Source organism: Haloterrigena salina JCM 13891 (assembly GCF_000337495.1).
Lineage (GTDB): Archaea > Halobacteriota > Halobacteria > Halobacteriales > Natrialbaceae > Haloterrigena > Haloterrigena salina.
In genome coordinates this window covers 1-20870 of sequence record NZ_AOIS01000005.1, presented here as the reverse complement: position 1 = coordinate 20870, position 20870 = coordinate 1, and the positions used below count along the sequence as shown (strand labels likewise).

Here is a 20870-nt window from a genome sequence, read left to right as displayed (position 1 = left end):
TTCCCGGCGACGAACATAACTTTGGGGATTCTCGACGGGGTACGGGAGTCGAGTACACCGTGAATCGGAGGGGAACCGATCCGATTCGGCCGGGCCGACGACTGTGAGCGTCGCGAAAACCGCCCGGGTATCCCGATGATTTCGATACTAGTTTCCGTAAGAACGACACACTGTCAGCAGGTAGCTCATACTGCGTCAACATGTACCATATGACTACCGAGACGACGATCAGAGTCGGCGTTCGCACGCGCTCCCTTTCGAGACCGCGACTCCAGTATATTCGCCAGCTCGGCGCGACGGACGTCTTCGTCGATCACGCGGACGTCGACGAGGAACCCGACGAGTTCAACGACCGGGACGCGAACGCAACGTTCGCGGTCGGACGCGACGCGATCCCTCGGTCGCGGACCTCGAGGCAGCGAAAGACCGCGTCGAGGCGGCCGACCTCTCCCTGGCCGGGATCCAGTCGCTGCCGTACTCGCTGTACGGCGATATCATGTTCGACCGCGACGGGGTGGACGAGACGCTCGAGCAGATCACGACGCTGATCCGGAACCTCGGCGTGGCGGATATCCCGATTCTCGGCTATCAGTGGAACCCGCAGGGCGTCGTGCCGATGCGAACCGGAACAGCCGAACTCCGCGGTGGCGCCGAGGGGACGGCGTTCGACTACGACGAGGTCGACGATCCGGACGAACTCGGCCCGGCCTCGAGCGCGAGTATACCGAAGTGGAGTTTTAGGAGCACTACGAGTCGTTCATCGAGGCGGTGGTGTCGGTCGCCGACTCGTCGCCGGACCCGTGACGGCCGCCTGCTGTGCTCGAGAGGAGTCTGCCAAATCCGGTCGCGCCGAGCATCGCCAGAGCACTGCCCTGTGGAGAGCGGTGTGGCATCAGCTGTGTCCGCCTTTGCGGCTCGATTCTTCTCCGTGCGGTCGAAATCTATCGCTATGGCCTGCTCACTATCTCTTCCCCGATAACAACTGTCGTTGTCTCGCGACAACGAATATAATGATATACAATGGTATTTTATTTCTTTTATTTATTAACTCGATTACAGAATTACCGACACTGGACAGGAATCGTAACCTAACGGGTTTATTCAATGTGTGTGTTCATACAGCACGGAATCTCATTAGTCGATAGGCTGAGATTGGTATGTCTCCTCGTCGAGTAACATTTCGCGCTCCCGACGGCTGGAATTCGTTCGGTAACTCCGAACGGTCGCGATAGATTGAATATCAATCTCGTCGGTCGTCTGTCTCTTCAACGCTGCTACTCCGGTCACGGACGGGACCGATGCTCCTCTTCCCGCACTTTCGTCCGCTCTCGCCGAACGTCTCCCACGACGAACTCTCGAAGCCGATACGCAGCGGTCCGATACAGCAGTTTCCGTTTGCGAACTGGAGCGTCCAATTCACTACGTTCTGTTGCGCCGAACCAGGGTCGACGTATTCGACCCTCAATATACAAATGTATGGCTGTAAAGACATCACCTTCGTCTCTCCCTCTCGGGAACGTTCCGTGCTACATGTGACCAATACTGTTCGCTATGACCGAATTTGTAGTTCCCGTACGCAGTCGTCGACTGCCGGCCACGTGTCTCAACGGTCCTAATCACGGCGATCTCGTTCCACTATCGAAGTAGTACGAGTTATCCATCGACATTGCGAGCGAGAGTCACTCGAGTCGCCGATCCCGCGTCTCTCGCGGCCCGAGGTACGACCGGCGGGCGTCGTCATCAGTGTAGATGACTGCCCGATCGACGACGACGCTCGGATCCATCGCGTACAGCGACAGCGTGTGGCGACCGCCCCGATCGAGTTCATGGTCGGTCGTCGAACGGACGCTCGAGCGAAGGACGTTCCGCTGCCACTGCGGGTCGTGCTCGCCGCCGTTCGCGTCGAAGTCGACGACCGTCGGTGCGGCGCCGTCGATCGCGACCGCGTACCGGTGGGGTGTCGACTCGGTCGGCGCGTGCGTCGGCAACAGCTGCACTTCGACGCGAACGGCGCCGGCATCGGCCTCGAAGTCGTACTCGAGACGGGCCGCCCGCTCGCGGATCGCATCGGCGTCGACGCGCGGGCCGTCGATTGCTCGCCCGGCCATCGCGGTCCCGGTCGTTCGGCTGAGGCCGTCGACGGGCTCCCAGCGCGTCTCCGCCTGTCGGACGGTCGTCGGATGGTCGGCCTCGATCGCGACGCGGCCGTTCGATTCGACGAAGACCGGCGTTCGCTTGGGACCTGGCTCGGAATCACCGTCAACCCCGCCCGCAGTCGGTCGCTCCCGCGGCCGGATCGGCACCGCGACCTCGAGTTCCCGACCGGCGCCCGCGATCCGAATACGGCCGGTCGTCCGCGAGTCCGGCGCGGCGTCCCACTCGACGCCGACCCACAGCCGCTCGTCCGTCTCGAACGTCCCCGACGTTCGCTCGAGGTCGATCCAGTCGTCGGCGGCCGTCGCCGTCCACTCGATCGTTCCCCCGCCGCGGTTGTAGCAGTCGACGAACCGCGGCCGGTCGACGCCCTGCACGATCGTCGGCAGTCGGCGGGTTCGCGGACCGGTTCCGGCGACGGCCGCCGTTCCCTCGACGGCGACCTCGAGGGTCGGACCCTGATCGTCGGTCACGCGCCCGGTCGCCGGTGGGTCGAACACCGGCAGGTCCCGCGGGCTCGCGGACATCATCCCGCGCCACTTGCCGTTCGACGAGGCGTTGTACCGCTCCGTCGCCGCGTCGATCCGGTCGAGCGCCGCCCGCGATCGATCCGCGTACGCTGCTGCGCTCGTCCGCCCTTGACCCGCGTAGAGCCGGCTCCGCATCGCCTCGAGGGCTCCCTCGTTCATCGCTCGCGCACACCGGATCTGGTACTCGACGAGGTGGAAGAACGCTGTTCTGTATTTCTCGGGCAGTTCCTCGCGGATCGCCGCGGCCGCCTCGTCGATCCGCTCGTAGGCCTCGAGCCGTCGCCGGGCTTCGTCGCCGTGATCGACCGCGCTGAACGTCGGTTCGTTCTTCTCGGTGTTCGGGTACACCGCGTTCCAGCCGACGTGTTCCGGCTTGCGGGCGAGCGCGAGTCGGTAGTACTCGGCGAGGACGTCGGCAATTTCGTCCGCGTGGGCCGGGTCGAACTCGCGGGCGGCCCACTCGGCGAGCCAGTCGGTCGCCGATCGCTCCGCGACGCCGTCGACGTCCCAGGCCAACTCGAAGAAGTACTCCGTCTCTTTCTCCGCCGGCTTGAGGTCGCCGACGTTTGCCATCCAGAGCGTGTCGACGCCGCGGCGGTACGCTCGGTGCAGTTCCTCGCGGGTCAGCGCCGGCGGGACCGAACACAGCCACTGGTGGTCGTGCGGACGTCCCCAGTACGAGAGGTGGTAGTAGACGCCGTGGCCGCCGGACCGCGCTCGCTCCTCGCCGGTCGGCAGCCGCCGGAGGTAGCCGAAGTTGTCGTCGGGCCAGACGAGACAGACGTCTTCGGGCACCTCGAGCCCGTTCCGGTAGAGTTCGAGCGTCTCCTTATATGGGCAGAATAGCTGCGGGACGGTCTCGACCGGCGACTCGTGGTGTTCGTCGAGGATCTCGCGCTGGTCGTCGATCACCCGCTGGAGCAGGTCGACGCGTTCCTCGAGGGTGTCGCCGCCGGGCATCCCCGAGTCGTGGATCCCGCGCATGCCGACCGTGAAGAGATTCTCCTGGCCGGCGACCTCTGCGACGCGGTCGGTCCAGTACTCACGGATCCGCTCCGCGTTGGTCGCGTAGTTCCACTCGCCGTCTGTCTCCCGGTCCCACTCGTCGACGTTGTTGCGGTGCATCGGCTCGCAGTGGGAGGTGCCGACGACGATGCCGTACCGTTCGGCGGCCTCGCGATTGCCCGCACACCGGTAGAACGACTTCGTTCCCTCGTGCATCGCAGGCCAGATCGTGTTCGCCTTGAGTCGCAAGAGCAGTTCGAACAGCCGCTCGTAGGTCTCCGGACCGATGCCGTCCGGTGTGGCCGGATCGTGCGTTTGCTGCGCCCACTCGCGGAACCCGAAGTCCTCATCGTTGACGAACACCCCGCGGTACCGAACCGACGGCGGTCCCGCCCGCTCGAGATCCTCGGTCGCGTAGAGGGTTTCCCGGTCGGGCGTCGGCACGTCGGCCCACCAGTACCACGGCGAGACGCCGATCCGCTTCGACAACTCGTACGCCCCGTAGGCCGTCCCGCGGCGATCGCTCCCGGCGATCAGCACGCACGACTCGAGGCTCGGCAGCGGATCGTCGACCGTTCCGACGACGAAACTCTCCCGCTCGTCCGTCAGCGCCGCGGCATCGACGTCGCTCGCTTGCAGGCACCGCTCGACGCCTGCGGAGCGACCGATCGTCCCGACGATCACGGCGGTCTCGGAGAGTTCGGCGAGCGAATCGGTGACCGCGGGCCGGCGTCCCGTAACCCGCTCGATATCGTCGCCGAGGTCGGTCGCCGCGATGGTCGCGACCTCGTGATCGTTCCCGTCGACGTAGATGTCCGCGACCGACTCTCCGGCGACGATCGGCACGCTGCCGTCTGACGGCTCGTGAGTTATCATAGCGCGTGATTCGATACTCGAAACGGGCCGGTAAAAATCCTCTGTCCGTCGCCAGTACCGGGATCAGTGCTCGGTCGCTCGAACGAGTCCCCCGACGTAGCAGTAATCGCCCCGGACGCAACACCCGTCGTAGTCGATCTACCCGCCTCCCGTCGAGACGATGGACGGCCGCCGTCAGCGGCCGTCGACCGGCGGTCCGCCGTTCGCGTCGATCGGCTGGAACTCGAGGCTGAACGAGACCGACTGCTGCGGGTCGATCCGGTACTCCTCGAGCGTCGCTGGACCGCAGCTCCCCGTGCCGAGCCCGCAGTGGCGGTCGTCGAGCGACACCCGTATCCCCTCGCGCTCCGGCAGTTCGTGGTCGTGTGCGGCCTCCTCGAGGTCGTCGACGTCGAAGCGGCGGGCGCCGAAATCGAATGGCGCGTCGCCGGTCACGCGGAGCCCGATTCCGCTCGAGTCGGTGAACGTCACCCAGCGGGTGTCCGTCCGATTTCCGCTCTCTTGGGGCCGCACGTAGGGCGTGTGGAGGTCGGCAACCGAGCGACTGTACCGGCCGAGCAGGGCGGCCTCCTTGCTGTCGACGTACGACTCGCCCGGTCCGCGGCCGTACCACGCGACCCGATCGAGATCGTCCTCGAGTGTGAGATCGAGCCCGACCCGGGGAAGCGAGGGCAGCACCGACAGGTCGCCTTCGGGCTCGAGACTGGTATCGATCGTTATCGCGCCGGTGGATTCGACGGTATAGGTCTGCTCGACGGCGAACCCGTGATCGTATATCGGCGGCGCGAGGCGCCCTTCGACGGTGATCGCGACGCCGTCGGCGTCTTCCCCGCCCTCGACACACGCGACCTCGTCGGTGCGGAACTGCAGCCGATCGAGTCCGTGCTCGCGCCAGAGCTGCGCGAACCCGACGGTCGCGAGGTCGCCCGCCTCGAGCGGTTCGCCGCGCTCGTAACGGTCGGTCATCCGCGAGAGGAACGTCCGCGAGAGCGGAAGTCCTTCGTCGTTGTCCGTCGGAGCGCGCCAGATTCCGACCGAGGGACCGTCCTCCAGCAGCGACCGGTTCCGGTAGGTCAGCGAGTCGATCGCGCCGAACGTCCGGTCGAAGACCAGTTCGAACCGGTCGTTCGAGACGACGATCTCGGCCTCGTCCGCCTCACAGGTCAGCGGTGCCGCGATGGCGTCGGTCGCGACCGGACTCGAGGAACGCCCGTCCTCGCTCCCCGGGAGTTCGAACTGGCCGGTCGCGACCGTGTGCCCTCGCGGCGCCCACGCCGTCTCGTGAGCGAGCGAGACGTCGACGGTGAGGACGCGTTCGGCGTCGGCATCCAGACCGTTCAGACCGTCGGTATCGACGGGGACCGTGACCGTCCCGGCCTCTCCGGCGGCGACCGACGGCAGCGGGAGCCGGCCACTCTCGACGACGCGGCCGTCTGAGAGCACGCGCCAGGAGGCCCGGAGGTGCTCGAGTGACCGGAAATCGTAGCGGTTCTCGACGGTGAGTTCGCCGCGCTCGAGATCGGCCTCGCGCAGGACGACCGGTTCGATGACCTTCTTGTACTCGGTGAGGCCGGGCGAGGGCTCCCGGTCGGGGAAGACGAGTCCGTTGATGTTGAAGTTCCCGTCGTTCGGTTCGTCGCCGAAGTCGCCGCCGTAGGCGAACCACTCGGTCCCGTCGTTGGCCGTTTGCCGGAGTCCCTGATCGATCCAGTCCCAGACGAAGCCGCCCTGCAACCCGTCGTGCTCGTAGAACAGGTCCCAGAACTCCCGGAGGTTCCCCGGCCCGTTCCCCATCGCGTGAGCGTACTCACAGAGGACGACCGGGTGCTCGAGGTCGGTATCGGCCCACTCCTCGAGTTGCTCGAAGGGCGGGTACATCGGCCCGATGATGTCGGAGACCGCCTGTTCCGTGTCGGGCTCGTAGTGGATCGGCCGCGTCGGATCTCGCTCGCGAGTCACTGCCGCCATCCGCTCGTGATGGGCCCCGAAGCCGGATTCGTTACCCAGCGACCAGCAGATAACGCTGGGGTGGTTCTTGTCGCGTTCGACCATCCGGACCATCCGATCGACGTACGCGTTCTCCCAGCGCGGGTCGTCGCTGAGATGCTCGGTCGTCTCCGCCCGGATCATCCCGTGGCACTCGAGGTCGGTCTCGTCGAGCACGTAGAGCCCGTACTCGTTACAGAGCTCGTAGAACCGCGGATCGTTCGGGTAGTGGGCCGTCCGGACCGCGTTGATGTTGTGCCGTTTCATCATCTTGATGTCCTCCCGCATCGCCTCGAGCGGGACGGCGCGGCCGCGGTCGGGGTGGAAGTCGTGGCGGTTGACGCCGCGGACCGTCACCGGTCGGCCGTTGACCAGCAACTGCCCGTCGGTGATCTCGACCTCGCGGAAGCCGACCGTTTGCGAGACGACCGTTTCGTCCTCTCCCTCACCCTTCTCCTGAGAGACGTCGAGGACGAAATCGTAGCAGTGGGGCGTCTCTGCGGTCCACTTGCGAGGTTCCTCGACGGTCGTCTCGAACTCGAGGGTCGTCGTCTCGCCGGCCTCGAGCGAGACGGAGCGGGCCTCGAGCGTCGTCGAGACCGGCGCGCCGTCCGCGTCGCGCAGCGTCGGTTCGATCCGGGCCGTCCCGGCGTCGTCGCCGACGTTGCGCACGTCGACGGACGCCCGCAGGACGGCGTCCTCGTACCGCTCGTCGAGTTCGGTCCGAACGTCGACGTCCGTAATCTGTACCCTCGGGTGGGCCGACAGGGTGACGTCGCGGAAGATCCCGCTGAGCCACCACATGTCCTGGTCCTCGAGGTAGCTGCCGGTCGACCACTTGTAGACGCGGACGGCGATCGTGTTCTCGCCCGGCGTGACGTAGTCGGTGACGTCGAACGCCGACGGGAGCCGACTCCCCTCGCCGTAGCCGACTTCCTCGCCGTTGATCCAGAGGTGGAACGCGGAGTCGACACCCCCGAAGCGGAGCCGGAGCTGGCGCTCGTCCCACTCCTCGGGGACGTAGAAGGAACGTCGGTACGACGCGGTCGGGTTCTCCGTCGGGACCTGAGGCGGATCGAGGGGGAACGGGTAGACTACGTTCGTGTAGTGTGGGTCGCCGTAACCGGCAGTCTGCCAGTGTTGTGGCACCGCGATGGTGTCCCAGTCGTCGACATTGACCTCCGGCTCGTGGAACCCGTCGGGCGCGGCGGTCGGCGTCTCCGCCAACTGAAACCGCCACTCGCCGTTCAGCGACGCGATCCAGGGCGAAGCCGCCCGGTTCCTCGCGGTCGCGTCGCTCGGCTCGGCGTACGGGAGGAAGTACGCGTGCGGATCGATCCGGTTTCGACCGACCGTCTCCGGGTCGGCCCAGTCTCGAGTCATCGACCGCTAGTGTTCGACGAACCATCATCAATCCTCGGTCGAGACGGGTCGAGTCCGTCGCCTCGAGCGTGACACGAGTCCGAAGCCGAACGGATCCCATATGGCAATCGTTTTAGACCCGTGTCAGTATATCTCGGCCATGAATCCGGTCTCGGAGAATCCGCTTCGGACGCGAGTCGATTTCGAACGAGCCGTCGAGGACCTCGTCGAGCCGCTGTACGAGCACGCCAGCCCCGGCGGCGCGCGAGTGAGACCGACGGCGACCGGCGCACACTTTCCCGCCGTCGCCGCCGAACTCGAGGGGTTCGCGCGACCGCTGTGGGGGCTCGTCCCGCTGAGCGTCCACGGGACGTCCGATCAGTGGGACCTCGTTCGACGCGGCCTCGTCAACGGCACGGACCCGAGCCACGACGAGTATTGGGGCGAGGCGGACGACTATTCCCAGAAACACGTCGAGATGGCTGCGATCGGGCTCGGACTCGCGCTGACTCCCGAACGAATCTGGGATCCGCTCTCCGAACCGGAGCGCGACCGACTTGTCCGCTGGCTGAACCAGATCAACGACGCCGAGCTCCACGACTGCAACTGGCTGTTCTTCCGAGTCATGGTCAACATGGGGCTCCGATCGGTCGGCGCGGCCCACGACTGGGAGCGTACCCAGGAATCGCTCGACCGACTCGAGTCGTTCTACCAGGGCGAGGGCTGGTACACTGACGGCCAGCCGGGGGATGGAAGTCCGATCGATTACTACCTGCCGTGGGCGATGCACTTCTACGGGCTCGTCTACGCCGCCGTCTGTGGCGACGAGGATCCGGAGCGAGCCCGCCGGTTTCGCGACCGAGCGCGGGAATTCGCGACCGAGCACGTCCACTGGTTCGACGACGAGGGGCGCGCGCTCCCCTTCGGACGGAGCCTCACCTACCGCTTCGCGCAGGCCGGGTTCTGGGGCGCGCTCGCGTTCGCCGATCTGAACCCGCTCCCGTGGGGCGTGCTCAGAGGGCTCTGGGCGCGGAACATCCGCTGGTGGCTGAACCAGCCGATCTTCACGGACGGCGGCCTGCTGTCGGTCGGCTACCGGTATCCGACGCTGAAGACGTCGGAGGTGTACAACTCGCCGAACTCGCCGTACTGGGCGACGAAGGCGTTCCTGCCGCTCGCGCTCGAGCCGACGCACCCGTTCTGGCAGGCCGACGAGGAACCGCTTCCCGACCGCCCCGAGACGGTCGTCCAGTCCGAACCTCGGAAGGTCATCTGCCGGGACGACGACCACCTGTTCGCGCTCTCGCTCGCCCAGGACAGCATCTACGGGCCGGAGAAGTACGGGAAGTTCGCCTACTCCGCGACCTTCGGGTTCTCCATGGCCGGGCAGAACGCGGGTCTCGGGGAGGCGGGACACGACAGCACGCTCGCGCTCAGCCCGGACGGCGACCTGTACAAGTCCCCCGCCCCCGAGTCGGTCGCCGCGACCGAAGTCGACGGGACGACTCTCAAATCGCTGTGGACCCCGTGGGACGACGTCAGCGTCGAAACCTGGCTGGCGCCGGCGCTTCCCTGGCACGTTCGGGTCCACCGCCTCGAGACGTCGCGACCGCTTCACAGCGAGGAGGGCGGATTCGCGCTCGATCGGACGGGCGACGACGACCCGACGCAGTTCTCCCACGGGACCGAGGGAGCGACCGCCCGCGCCGCGTATCCCAACGGAACGAGTCTCGTCACCGACCTGCGCGGCGATCGACAGCCGGAGATCGTCCCGGAGGAACCAAACACGAATCTCATGCACCCGCGCACGGTCGTTCCGACGCTTCAAGAGCGGTACGACGCCGGTGAACACTGGCTGGCCACTGCCGTCCGAGCGACGCCCGAGGGGCCGACCGATTTCGATCGGACGCCGGAACTTGTGACGGCCGACAGTGACGACCGCGTCGCGCTCGAGACGGCCGACGGCGACCGACTCCTCGAGTGTACGGCGGGCGAGATTTCGGAGACCGACGGGACGGAGTAGTCGGGCTCGAGTGCGTACCGGTCGCTCGCGGCTGTAGGGCTCGTTCGTCTTCTGCGTTTCGTCCGTCGGATCTCCCCACCAGTGGGGTTGGTGGGAGCAGCCCCACTGGGAGAGATAGCCGAGAATAGACTTGCCAGAGGCTATTCCGTGTACCGCGCACGTTTCAGTGCGCAGCTCCGTATACTCGACGGACGTGTGTCAAGATTTTGGTCGTTACAACGTCCACCTGTCTTGTAGTCGGTCGCAGACCGACGCGAATGGGTCCGGACGGTTTCGGCCGAAACGGGCCCTCTCCATCATCGCGATTCTGGAACGACCGGAGCCGGTTGCTGCCGTCGGGTACGTTCCGGTGGCGTAAGTCGGCGCCGGGGTCGGGATCGGTCACCCAAACGTCGACCGCGAGATCGTTCGCCTGGTCACAATCTCGCAGCGATATCGTTCTTCTCTCCGCATCTTGTCCCACTCGAAAACACTAACGAAATTTTCATCTATCCGTGAAAACAACCCGCATCTAATGGCCCCAGAGATACTCAGCACACTAATACCGATCTCCTTTGGCTTGTTCTTTGTCGGCGTTGGCTGTCACGTCATAAATCTTGGTCACAAGCAATCTGCACAGAGCGATCGGGTTACGGACACCACTACGTCCTCTATTAGTAGTCTCCAGCCAGGGGCGATTGGGGTTGAAGGGATTGCTCGTCCTGCGGAGGATGCAACGGTGAGAAAATCCCCGATAGAAATGGACGATGCACTAGTAGCTCGCGTTACGGTCGAGAAGAATACCGCCAGTGAGGGGACAAACTGGAAAATCATTCACGAAGAAACGATCAGAGAGCCACTGGTCGTCGACGATCGGACCGGTGAGATCCGAGTTGAATTCCCCCTTGATGGAGAATTGATCGTTGAGCAGATGCAAACGGAGGTTCATAGTGGACACGAGCCTCCAGAGCGGATTCAGCGATATGTCGAGACCGAACCGAATGTTGATGAAGCCCCAAGACGCCGCTACGGTCCAGTGGGTGTCGGGGAACATCGGCGCTACACGGAAGAAGTAATTGAACCCGGGGAGAACGTCTATGTGCTCGGAACAGCTCGTGAGATACAGGGTAGCTGGGGTGAACAGAAGTATCTGATTGATGAACCAACGGAAGCCGGAGATTTTGTCCTCTCAGATCAATCCAAGGACGAGGTAGTACAACGACTGAAACGGACCGGGAGTAAACGGTTAGCTGCCGGGGGATTATTCGTAGTCATCGGCATACTGTGCATAAGCTGGCCCTGGCTGTAAAGTAAGAATGTGAGATGGCAAGCTCGAGCGCCAGCCCCCTCGTGTCGGTACGTTTTTACGGCCGCCGAAAGGGGTAGCACACGAACACGACGATGTCAGGGAACCAGCCAGTAGCCCTTCGAACCGAGTACGCGTCGACTCCGATCGGGCTCGACGCCGCGAGACCCGACCTGCGCTGGCGGGTCGACGCCGACCGCCGCGGGGCCCGACAGACCGCGTTCAGAGTGCTTGTCGCGTCGACGCCCGACCGACTCTCGCCCGGCGAGGCGGACTGCTGGGACACCGGCAAGCGGTCGTCGGACCGGCCGGCGGTGACCTACGACGGCGACCCTCTCGAGTCCGGCCGCGAGTACCACTGGGCGGTTCGCGTGTGGGACGAGTCCGACGAACCGAGCGCGTGGAGCGATCCGGCCCGGTGGGAAACGGGGCTGCTCGAGCCCGCCGACTGGGAGGCATCTTGGATCTCTCGCCCGGACGACGGCGCGTTCGAGCGCGGTCAATTCACCTATCTGCGCCGCGAGGTCTCCCTCGAGGGGGAGATCGAACGCGCCCGTGCGTACGTCTCCGCGAGCCACCGATACGAGCTGTCGGTCAACGGGCGCACGGTCGACTGCGGCCCGTCGGCGTCCTATCCGGACTTCCAGTACTACAAGACCGTCGGCCTCACGGACGACCTCGAGACGGGGGCGAACGCGATCGGCGCGTTGTGCAACTGGAACGGCGCCGGGCAGGGGCGACCCGCGGCCGAACCCGGATTCATCTGTCAGCTCGAGGTGACGTTCGCCGACGGGACCGAGCGCACCGTCGTCACCGACGGGTCGTGGCGCGTCCGCGAGGCCGAGTGGCGCGAGGACGCCCCGCTGCGAAACGACGAGATCGCGGAGCCGATCGAGATAATCGACGCTCGGCGAGTCCCGCGCGGCTGGAACGAACCGGGATTCGACGCGGGAGCGTGGGACTACGCAACCGTCGTCGGCACCCACCCGACCGAGCCGTGGGAACGGCTCGTCGCCCAGCGCAGCGAGGTCGTCCGGTCGCCGATCGAGCCTGTCTCGATGGACCGACTCGAGGACGGTTCGTACGTGGTCGACTTCGGCCGGGTCTACGCCGGACTTCCCGAGGTGCGCTTTGCCGATGGAACCGACGGACACCGGGTCGCGCTCAGAGCGGGCTACCGGCTCGCGGACGACGGCTCGGTCGCCGAGACCGAAGGAACGCAGTGGACGGACATGCGCTACGAGTACGTCCAGCGCGAGGGCGAGGGGACGTTTCGCCCGTTCAACTACCTCGGCATCCGCTACCTGCAGATCGACGATCCGGGCGAGGAGCTCGAGCCCGAACAGGTGGGGCTGCTGGCGACGCGCAACGCCGTCCCCGACGAGCGGGCGGCGACGTTCGAGTCCGACGACGAGACGGTCGACGCGGTCTTCGACCTTGCGCGCCACTCGGCGCTGTACGGCTGTCAGGGGCAGTTCGTCGACACGCCGACCCGCGAGAAGGGCCAGTTTCTGATGGACGGCTTCAACGTCTCGCGGACGACGACGCGAGCCTTCGCGGAGCGCGCGCTGAGCCGACAGGCGATCGCGGAGTTCTGCCGCTCGCACTACCGGTACTGGGCGGGCGAGGGCCGGCTGAACGCCGTCTATCCGAACGGCGACGGCAAGCGCGACATCCCCGACTTCACGGTCTCGTTCCCCGAATGGGTCTGGCGGTACTACCGCACGACCGGCGACCGGGCGACGCTCGAGCGCGCCTATCCCGTAATCACGGCGATCGCGGCGTACGTCGAGCGCCACGTGGACGGCGAGACCGGGCTCGTCGCGAACCTCTTGGGCGGCGGGGGCGGTCCCTACGAGGAGGGGATCGTCGACTGGCCGCCGGAGATGCGCTACGGCTACGACCGAGACTGGCCCGTCAGGACCACGGTCAACGTCCTCTGTACGAGCGCGCTCGGCCGGGCGGCCGACATCGCGGCCGAACTCGACCGGCCGGACCACGAGCGGTCACACTACCGCGACCGTCAGCGCGCGCTCGAGGCGGCGATCGACGACCGTCTCCGTCAGGGCGACCGCTACGTCGACGGCTGCGACGCGACCGACGCGAGCGACTCCGCCTCTCAGCACGCTAACGCGCTGCCGCTGGCGTTCGGTCTCGTTCCCGACGCGCGCGTCGACGCCGTCGCCGAGCGCGTGGCCGACCAGGGAATGTCGATGGGGCCGATGATGGTGCCGTGGCTGCTCGAGGCCCTCGAGACCGCGGGTCGTCCCGACGCGGTCGTCGACCTGCTGACGAACCCCGACGACGACGGCTGGGCGAACATCATCGCGCAGGGCGGCACGTTCACCTGGGAAACCTGGCACTGCCGCGACTCCTCGCTGCCGGACGACCAGCGGCACAACCGCAGCGAGTCCCACGCTATGGGCGCGACCGTGCTGGTGTACATCCTCCGGACGCTCCTGGGCGTTCGCTCCGACGGCCTCGCGGGCGAACGCCTCGAGATCCGTCCGCCCGAGGCGGGACTCGAGTCGGCGTCCGGTCGGGTGCCGACCGAGCGAGGACCCGTCGCGGTCTCGTGGACGCGCGGCGAGCACACGGACCCCGAGACGGACGACGGCAGCGAGTCGTTCCATCTCGAGGCCACGATTCCGTGGAACGCGTCGGCGACGGTCGTCCTCCCGACGAGTACTGAAGACGCCGTCGCGACCGTCGACGGCGAGCCGGTTTGGGACGGCGACGAAGCGGCGACGCTTCCCGACGGCGTCTCGGCCGTTCGGGACGGCGAGCGCCTCGAGATCGACGTCGAATCGGGGACGTACGAGTTCGGGTTCGAGTAACGCGACGAACCCGGCGACTCGGTGCCCGTTTTCTCATCAGTCCTCGAGCAGCGGCTCGAGCTCGGCGGCGAGGGCCTCGCCTATCGAGATCATCGCGTTGTCGCCGGGATGAACCAGATCGGTGGTGAGCCCGCCGATTGTCGGTAGCAGATCCGGTCCCTCGAGGAGCGACACGTTCTCGTGGGGCGTCTCGGCGACGATTTCGCGAAGTTCTTCGCGGAACCGATCGCACAGCCCCTCGGGATCGGCGCTCCGGCAGACGTCCTGAGCGTTGCGAAAGATAGTGATGGCGACGACCGGCTTCTCGGGGTGGGCGCTCGCCACGCGGTCGATCAGCCGCTCGGCGCGATCGCGGAATTCCTCGGGAGAGAAGGTTCCCACCATGTTCACCGAGATCGAGAGCGTCGCGATATCCCAGTCGTGGCGCTCGGCGATGTGGTCGGCCATCACGGCGTCGCAGTAGGCGGTACCACAGGAGCCGAGGTTGACGAGGTCGGCGTCGAGTCGGCGGGCCGTCTGGCTGACGTAGGTCAGGTGCTCGCCCAGCGGCATTGCGCCTTCGGTGATCGAGGTGCCGTAAGCGAGGTAGCGTCTATCCGGCAGTTCGTCTTCGTGGGGCGGACGGACCTCGCCCTCGAGACCGTGATACGCTATCGGCCCGCCGCGGTGCTCGCCCGGTAGTCGGATTCGACAGACGCGGGGATCGAAGGCGAGATCCTCGACGGCCGACGGCTCGAGGTCGGCGAGTTTCTCCGGCAGCGAGACCTCTATCTCGGTCGGCTCAGAGTCAACAACAACCGCTGTCGAACCCTGAATCGGTCCCCAGAAGACGCGAACGGTACTCTCCTCGACGTTTCCGCCGGGCACCGTCGAGAGCGTCACTGTCGCGGCGCCGTCGGGAACGAAACGGAGTTCGACGCCTGCTGGGTGGCGCATCCGCGACTGCGCACCGTCGTTGAGTTCGGTTCTGACCGCTTCGGGAACTCGTTGCAGCAGTTTCCCGTCCCGGTCTTCGAGCGAGCGCACGTCGTCGACGTTGTGAAACTGGACGCCGTCGTGGTGCATAGCGGACACGTTCTCCCGATCGCCATATCAAATATTTGGCGACTCGGCTTCCGGCACGATTGGGACCTGCGCTCGTGGAGCCCGATTCGTCCTAGCCGCAGTAGGAGTTTCCGCTGACCTTCGTACTGTTCGCGTACGTCTCGACCGGTCCACTGGCGTTGGTACAGAAGTAGTTATCGACAATCGCGTTCGATTCCGTGTCGGGCCCGGTCTCGTAGACGCCGTACTCGGCGTTGCCCGTGATGTCGAGGTTTCGGATCGTGATGTCGGACGTGTGCGGATGGGTGTCGCTGCTCCGCGAGTCGATGCGGATACCGCTGCTGCCGGTGTTCGTGACGGTACCGCTGTCGATGAGTAGATACCGGGTGTCCTGGACGAGGTTCCCGCCGTTGCCGTCGAGATAGACGTTGTAGATCTCGATGCCCTCGCTCCCGGAGACGGTGAAGATCCCGCGACCGCAGTCGACCGCGTCGACCCGATTGACGACGATCTCCGGGCCGGCGCCGTTCGCACACCGGAACCCGGCGTAGCCGCCGCCCTGATCCGCACGGGTGGCGTCGACGTGGTCGACCGTCGCGTAGGCCGTGTCGTTCAACAACAGCCCGCAGCCGCCCGTGTCGACGGTCTCCACGGTGCCGATCGTGAGGTCGTCGACGCCGTACGTCTCCACCCCGTGGTGTTGGGATCCCTCGACGAAGGCGTAGTCGAGCGAGACGTTCTGACTCCGACCGCCGTCGCTGTCGTCGATCCGGATCCCGATCCCGACGGTCTCGGTGTCCCACAGCGACATGTTGATCGTCCCCAGCTGCACGTCCGAACAGCTCTGAACCCAGATGCCGTAACGTGGGTTGCCCTCGATGGTGACGTTCCGGATCTCGATCGATTCGACGCTCTGTGCGCGAAACGGCACGATCAAATCCTCTCCGGTGTCTTCGACGGAGATCGTCCCGTTGTGATCGATGACGGTGTAGCTGGGCAGATCGACGGCCTTGACGTCACCGTCCCACGAGTGGGGACCGACCGTCCCGGAGTTTTTGATCAGGACCGTCTCCTTCGAGGTCCGACCGGCGGTGAGGCTATCGACGGCCGCCTGGATCGCGTCGAGGTGATCCGGCCCCTCGTACACCGTCCCGTCGTTCGCGGCGTACCAGGTGCCGTCGGTCTGCCAGACCTCAGCGTCGTGATTGTCCGCCTGCGCGGTCCCGATCGCACCCGCTGCCAGCCCCGTGGCTGCGAGCGATAACGTCCGGCGGCGGGTTACGCTCGGAATCGTCGTGTTCGAGTCGGCGCACTCGGTCTCTTCGCTGTTCCGCTCTCGTGTGTCGTCTTGTGACATGGTCGCATCCGTAGCTATCGTGGACAGTATTGTTAAGGTTTATTTCTAGAATATAATTATTGTATCTACAGTAAAATCTGCATAGCCGTGATCGGAACTCAAACCCGGCTCGAGCGAGAATCCGGTTTCCTCCGGTGAGTCGAGCGAGTACTGGCCAGTGCTCATCGTCTCCGAGAAAATCGAGACCGCGAATCGAACGGTAGTCGGCGGTCCCGTTCTGCGGTCGAACGTCACGGTGTGTCGATGCCGTCGTTTTCGCCGCGCGGACCCGCCTGCTGTGGTTCCTGGGCTGTCGCTCCCCTCTCGCCTTCAGTCCTCGAGGACGGCGGCGCCCTCGAGGTCGTAGTCTCGAAGGTAGTCACGCTCGAGGTCGACGAGATCGGCGAACAGGTCGCGGGCCTCATCGCGCTGGACGGTGACCAGCGGGTCGTTGAGAAACGCCCGGAAGGCGAGGTCCAGATCGCCGGCGAAGCCGGCCTCGATGAGCGTCTCCTGGTTGTTCACTGCCGTCAGCACCATCGACCGCACTTCGCGGGGGAGGTCGCCGGCGGTGATCGGCGCGACACCGCCGCCGGTGATGACGGCGTTGGTCTCGACGACGGCGCCCGTCGGCAGGTCGGGCGTCTGGCCCCGGTTCGGGTGGTTGACGTGTGTCTTGATCGGCTCGAGTCCCTCGAGCGCGCGCACGATATCGACGACTTCCTCGCCGGACTCGGTGAATTCGAACGCCTCGTCGCCGGACAGATACCGTTCCATCTTCGCCGGCCCCTCGTCGTCGCCGGTCCGGGCGGAACTAGGCGTCAGCCGGATTCCCCACCGCTGGATCTCCCTGGGTTCGTCGATGTCGAGATACCAGGGGACGAACTCGGCGAGGTGGCGGTCGCCCGCCGCGCCGAGCAGCCCGAACCGATCGTACAGATCGAAGGCGGTCTGGTGGTGGTTCGTCCAGTAGGACTCGCCGTCTAAGTCGCCGGGCTCGAACCCCGGAATCGGTTTTCGCTCCTCGAGTTCGCGATCCAGATACTGGAAGACGTCGCGTCCGTTCCAGTACGCCTCGTCGACCCACGTGAAGTGGTTGACCCCCTTCACGTTCACCTCGATTTCGTCGGCCGCGACGTCCTCGGCCGCGTCGACGTACCGCTCGGCGACGTCGGCCAGCAGCCGCTGGGTCTCGAACACCTCGTGGCAGAGCCCGATCGCGTTGATATCGGGGAACTCCTCGTAGAGCGCCCGCGTACAGACCGTCATTGGGTTCGTGTAGTTGACGACCCAGGCGTCGGGACACTGCTCGCGGACCGTCGCTGCAATCTCGCGGTACTGCGGGATCGCTCGCAGCGAGCGCAGGACGCCGCCGGGGCCGACCGTATCCGCGACGGTCTGGTAGATCCCGTACTCCTGGGGGACGTCGATGTCGTGAACGAACGTCTCCTCGACCGGATCCTGAATCGAGCAGATCACGTAGTCGGCGTCCGCGAGCGCGTCGTCGACGTCCCGACGCGCCTCGAACGTCCACGCGCCGTTGGCGTCCGGCCGGTCCGCGAGGCTGTTCGCCAGTCTCGCGTTCCGTTCGGCCGCGTCGTAGTCGACGTCGTAGAGCGATACCGTCCCCGCGAGATCGTCGCACTGGAGCAGGTCGTTGACGAGCGTGTGCGCCCAGCCGTGACTGCCGCCGCCGACGTAGCCGATCTTCACCGACGAACGCGACTGCGACGGCACTCTCTCCTCGAGTCGGTGCATACGTTCCGTAGGGCGATCGAAATATAAAGTAGTTGCGTCGTTCGTCGTCCGATACCGACGGCGTGATCGGACCGTCCGCTTCGGATTCGCTCTCACTGTGGCAGTGATGCGCACGGTGTGTTCGGTGAGACCGGACGCCCTCAAAACTCGGTCCTCCCCCCTTCTATCGGGTGAATGCAGTTCCCCGATCGATTTCGGATCGAGCAACTACAGAAATTTACAACTGTATGGACGTAATACAGGGACCGAGGCCAGTCGATCGACGCGGTATTCTGTCCGGCCATGGCGGACGCCTGTATCAGGATCCTGAACGAAACGAGACGCACAGAACTCTCGAGCGTCCCTATCGTCGATCTGTATCGCTCTCACAGCTATTTCCGGCGAGAGCGGACGCGAAGGTGGAACCGCTCGGGCGTTCGAATCGAGTCCGAAGCGAGAATTCACGATCGAGCGCGGCACGCGTCCACCCTCGAGAGGCGCCGCTGAGGCAGCGATAGCACTCACGCCGCGAGTGTCCCGAAAGAATATCCGTCGCACTACCGGCCGTCCGTTACCACTCGGCGACGCTGCCGTCGTCGTGCCGCCAGACGGGGTTGTGCCAGTCGTGGCCGACGTCAGCCTGGGCGCGCACGTGGTCCTCGTCGATATCGATGCCGAGCCCCGGCTCGTCCGGGATCTGGACGTAGCCGTCGTCGTAGTCGAAGACGGACGGATCGGCCAGGTACTCGAGCACGTCGCTGGTCTCGTTGTAGTGGATGTTCAGGCTCTGTTCCTGAATGAACGCGTTGTGCGAGCAGGCGTCCACCTGGAGACAGGAGGCGAGCGCGATCGGTCCGAGCGGGCAGTGGGGGGCCATCGCCACGTCGTAGGCTTCGGCCATCGACGCGATCTTCTTGACCTCTGTGATCCCGCCGGCGTGGCTGAGATCCGGCTGAATCACGTCGACGGCCCCGTTCTCGAAGACCTGCTTGAAGTCCCACCGGGAGAACATCCGCTCGCCGGTGGCGATCGGAATCGTGGTGTGGGACGCGATCTCCGGCAGCGCGTCGTTGTGCTCGGGCAGGACCGGCTCCTCGACGAACATCGGTTCGTGGGGTTCGAGCTTTTCGACGAGCCGCTTCGCCATCGGCTTCGAGACGCGACCGTGGAAGTCGACGCCGATGTCGACCTCGTCGCCGACGGCCTCGCGAACCTCGCGGAGCCGCGTGACAGCGGCCTCGATCGTCGCGGGATCGTCGACGCGCTCGATCTCCTCCGTCGCGTTCATCTTGAGCGCCGTAAAGCCCGCCTCGACCTGCGCTCGAGCCTGTTCGGCGACGTCGGAGGGGCGATCCCCGCCGATCCACTGGTAAACTCGGATCCGATCCCGGGTCGCACCGCCCAGCAGTTCGTGGACCGGGACGCCCAGCCGCTTGCCCTTGATGTCCCAGAGGGCCTGGTCGATCCCGGCGATGGCGCTCATCAGCACCGGGCCGCCGCGATAGAAGCCACCGCGGTACATCGCCTGCCAGTGGTCCTCGATCCGGTCCGGGTCCTCCCCCAGCAGGTAGTTATCGAGTAGTTCCTCTACCGCAGTCCGAACGGTCTTCGAGCGCCCTTCCACGACCGGTTCGCCCCAGCCGACCGTTCCGTCGGCCGTCTCGAGACGCAGGAACAGCCATCGCGGCGGGACCTCGAACAGTTCGTAGTCGACGATTTCTGTCATAGTAGCCCCTTTCCCTCCGGCTCATTTAGTGGTTGCGGGAACTCGATCGCGTTCGACCCATAGAAGCCGTTCTCGGGCATCGTTCGTGCATCCTCGAGTACCCTCTCGTACGATTTGGTTCCCCCAGCGGTCGACCGGCGCGATAGACCGTACACTTATTTCGGTGACTGATCAATACGATGGCATGGATAACGCACTCGTCGTCGTCGACGACACCGAGACGCACCGCAAACTGCTCGCGGAAGCCGGCCGCCTCGCACACGATACCGGCGCGAAACTGACCGTTCTCGGGTGGATCACGCCGGATCAGGTCGACGAAACGGCGGACAACCTCGAGACGATCGAGCAGGTGGAGGGAACGTCGTACAGCGAGCCCGATCCGGCCGCCACCGCGACGCAGTTCGCCCGCCAGTTCGCCGAGGACGTCTTCGAGTCGTTCGACGAGTCGATCGAGTTCGCCGCCGACGGACTCGTCAGCAAGGAGGCCGACCGCGCCGACGCGATCATCGAGACCGCGGAGCGCCTCGGCTGCGACCACGTTTTCGTCGTCGGCCGGCGGCGCTCTCCGACCGGCAAAGCGGTGTTCGGCGACGTCGCCCAGCGGATTCTGCTCAATTTCGACGGCACGGTCACGCTGAAAATGGATTGATCGCGGGTTCGGCTCCTCCGCGGCGATCGATGGCCCGGCAGTCGTCGCCCGGTCTCGAGTTCTCGACTGCGGGCTCGCATCGCCGAACCACGCGAGCACGGCGGCGGCGACGACAAAACGGGAATAACTCCGTGCACGCTACGCCGTCGCGCTACTCTCGAATCTGCACCGAGAACTCGTCGACCGCGTCGGTCTCGGCGATCGCGAGATCGAACGAATCGATTTCCGGACCGCCGAGTCGCCACGATACGTCCTCGTCGCCCGTCACTGCGACCGGATCGCTCCGGAAGTTCAGCACCCAGGTGTGGCCGTCGCGCGAC

10 protein-coding genes and 1 pseudogene are annotated in these 20870 nt (G+C 65.5%); 5 read left to right on the top strand and 6 right to left on the bottom strand.

What is annotated here, in order from left to right:
- Nucleotides 1–209: 209 nt before the first annotated feature.
- A pseudogene (locus C477_RS24880) lies at nt 210–738 on the top strand (mannonate dehydratase); the annotation flags it as partial.
- Between the two features lie 941 nt (nt 739–1679).
- On the opposite strand, the gene C477_RS00650 reads toward C477_RS24880, so the two are convergent.
- The gene (locus C477_RS00650) at nt 1680–4565 is read right to left on the bottom strand and encodes a glycosyl hydrolase 115 family protein (RefSeq protein WP_008892485.1); all 2886 of its coding nucleotides are present in this window, start codon (nt 4563–4565) and stop codon (nt 1680–1682) included.
- A gap of 174 nt (nt 4566–4739) precedes the next feature.
- The gene (locus C477_RS00645) at nt 4740–7934 is read right to left on the bottom strand and encodes a glycoside hydrolase family 2 TIM barrel-domain containing protein (protein WP_008892484.1); all 3195 of its coding nucleotides are present in this window, start codon (nt 7932–7934) and stop codon (nt 4740–4742) included.
- Nucleotides 7935–8073: 139 nt separating this feature from the next.
- Between C477_RS00645 and C477_RS00640 the strand changes: the two genes are divergently transcribed.
- From C477_RS00640 to C477_RS00630, 3 genes are all read left to right on the top strand, one after another.
- Complete coding sequence (locus C477_RS00640; protein WP_008892483.1) at nt 8074–9936, top strand: DUF2264 domain-containing protein; 1863 nt, start codon at nt 8074–8076, stop codon at nt 9934–9936.
- A gap of 514 nt (nt 9937–10450) precedes the next feature.
- Nucleotides 10451–11224 carry a GIDE domain-containing protein gene (locus C477_RS22690; protein ID WP_083870219.1) on the top strand — a complete coding sequence of 258 codons (774 nt, stop codon included), beginning with the start codon at nt 10451–10453 and terminating at the stop codon, nt 11222–11224.
- Nucleotides 11225–11316: 92 nt separating this feature from the next.
- Nucleotides 11317–14058, top strand: coding sequence for a family 78 glycoside hydrolase catalytic domain (locus tag C477_RS00630; protein ID WP_008892481.1), 2742 nt, complete (start codon nt 11317–11319; stop codon nt 14056–14058).
- A 36-nt stretch (nt 14059–14094) separates the two neighbouring features.
- Here the strand turns inward: C477_RS00630 and C477_RS00625 are convergent, their stop codons facing one another.
- The 4 genes from C477_RS00625 to dgoD all read right to left on the bottom strand — a co-directional run bounded on the left by C477_RS00625 (nt 14095) and on the right by dgoD (nt 19901).
- The gene (locus tag C477_RS00625) at nt 14095–15123 is read right to left on the bottom strand and encodes an SGNH/GDSL hydrolase family protein (RefSeq protein ID WP_008892480.1); all 1029 of its coding nucleotides are present in this window, start codon (nt 15121–15123) and stop codon (nt 14095–14097) included.
- A 91-nt stretch (nt 15124–15214) separates the two neighbouring features.
- A complete protein-coding gene (locus C477_RS00620; protein WP_008892479.1) occupies nt 15215–16459 on the bottom strand; it encodes a right-handed parallel beta-helix repeat-containing protein in 1245 nt (414 codons plus the stop codon).
- Nucleotides 16460–16768: 309 nt separating this feature from the next.
- Nucleotides 16769–18196 (bottom strand): family 4 glycosyl hydrolase, encoded by a 1428-nt coding sequence (locus C477_RS00615; protein WP_008892478.1) that lies wholly within the window; start codon nt 18194–18196, stop codon nt 16769–16771.
- Nucleotides 18197–18746: 550 nt separating this feature from the next.
- Nucleotides 18747–19901 carry a galactonate dehydratase gene (dgoD, locus tag C477_RS00610; protein WP_008892477.1) on the bottom strand — a complete coding sequence of 385 codons (1155 nt, stop codon included), beginning with the start codon at nt 19899–19901 and terminating at the stop codon, nt 18747–18749.
- Nucleotides 19902–20085: 184 nt separating this feature from the next.
- On the opposite strand from dgoD, the gene C477_RS00605 reads away from it, so the two are divergent.
- Nucleotides 20086–20550: a universal stress protein gene (locus tag C477_RS00605; protein ID WP_008892476.1), complete on the top strand. Its 465-nt coding sequence runs from the start codon at nt 20086–20088 to the stop codon at nt 20548–20550.
- Nucleotides 20551–20870: the final 320 nt, after the last annotated feature.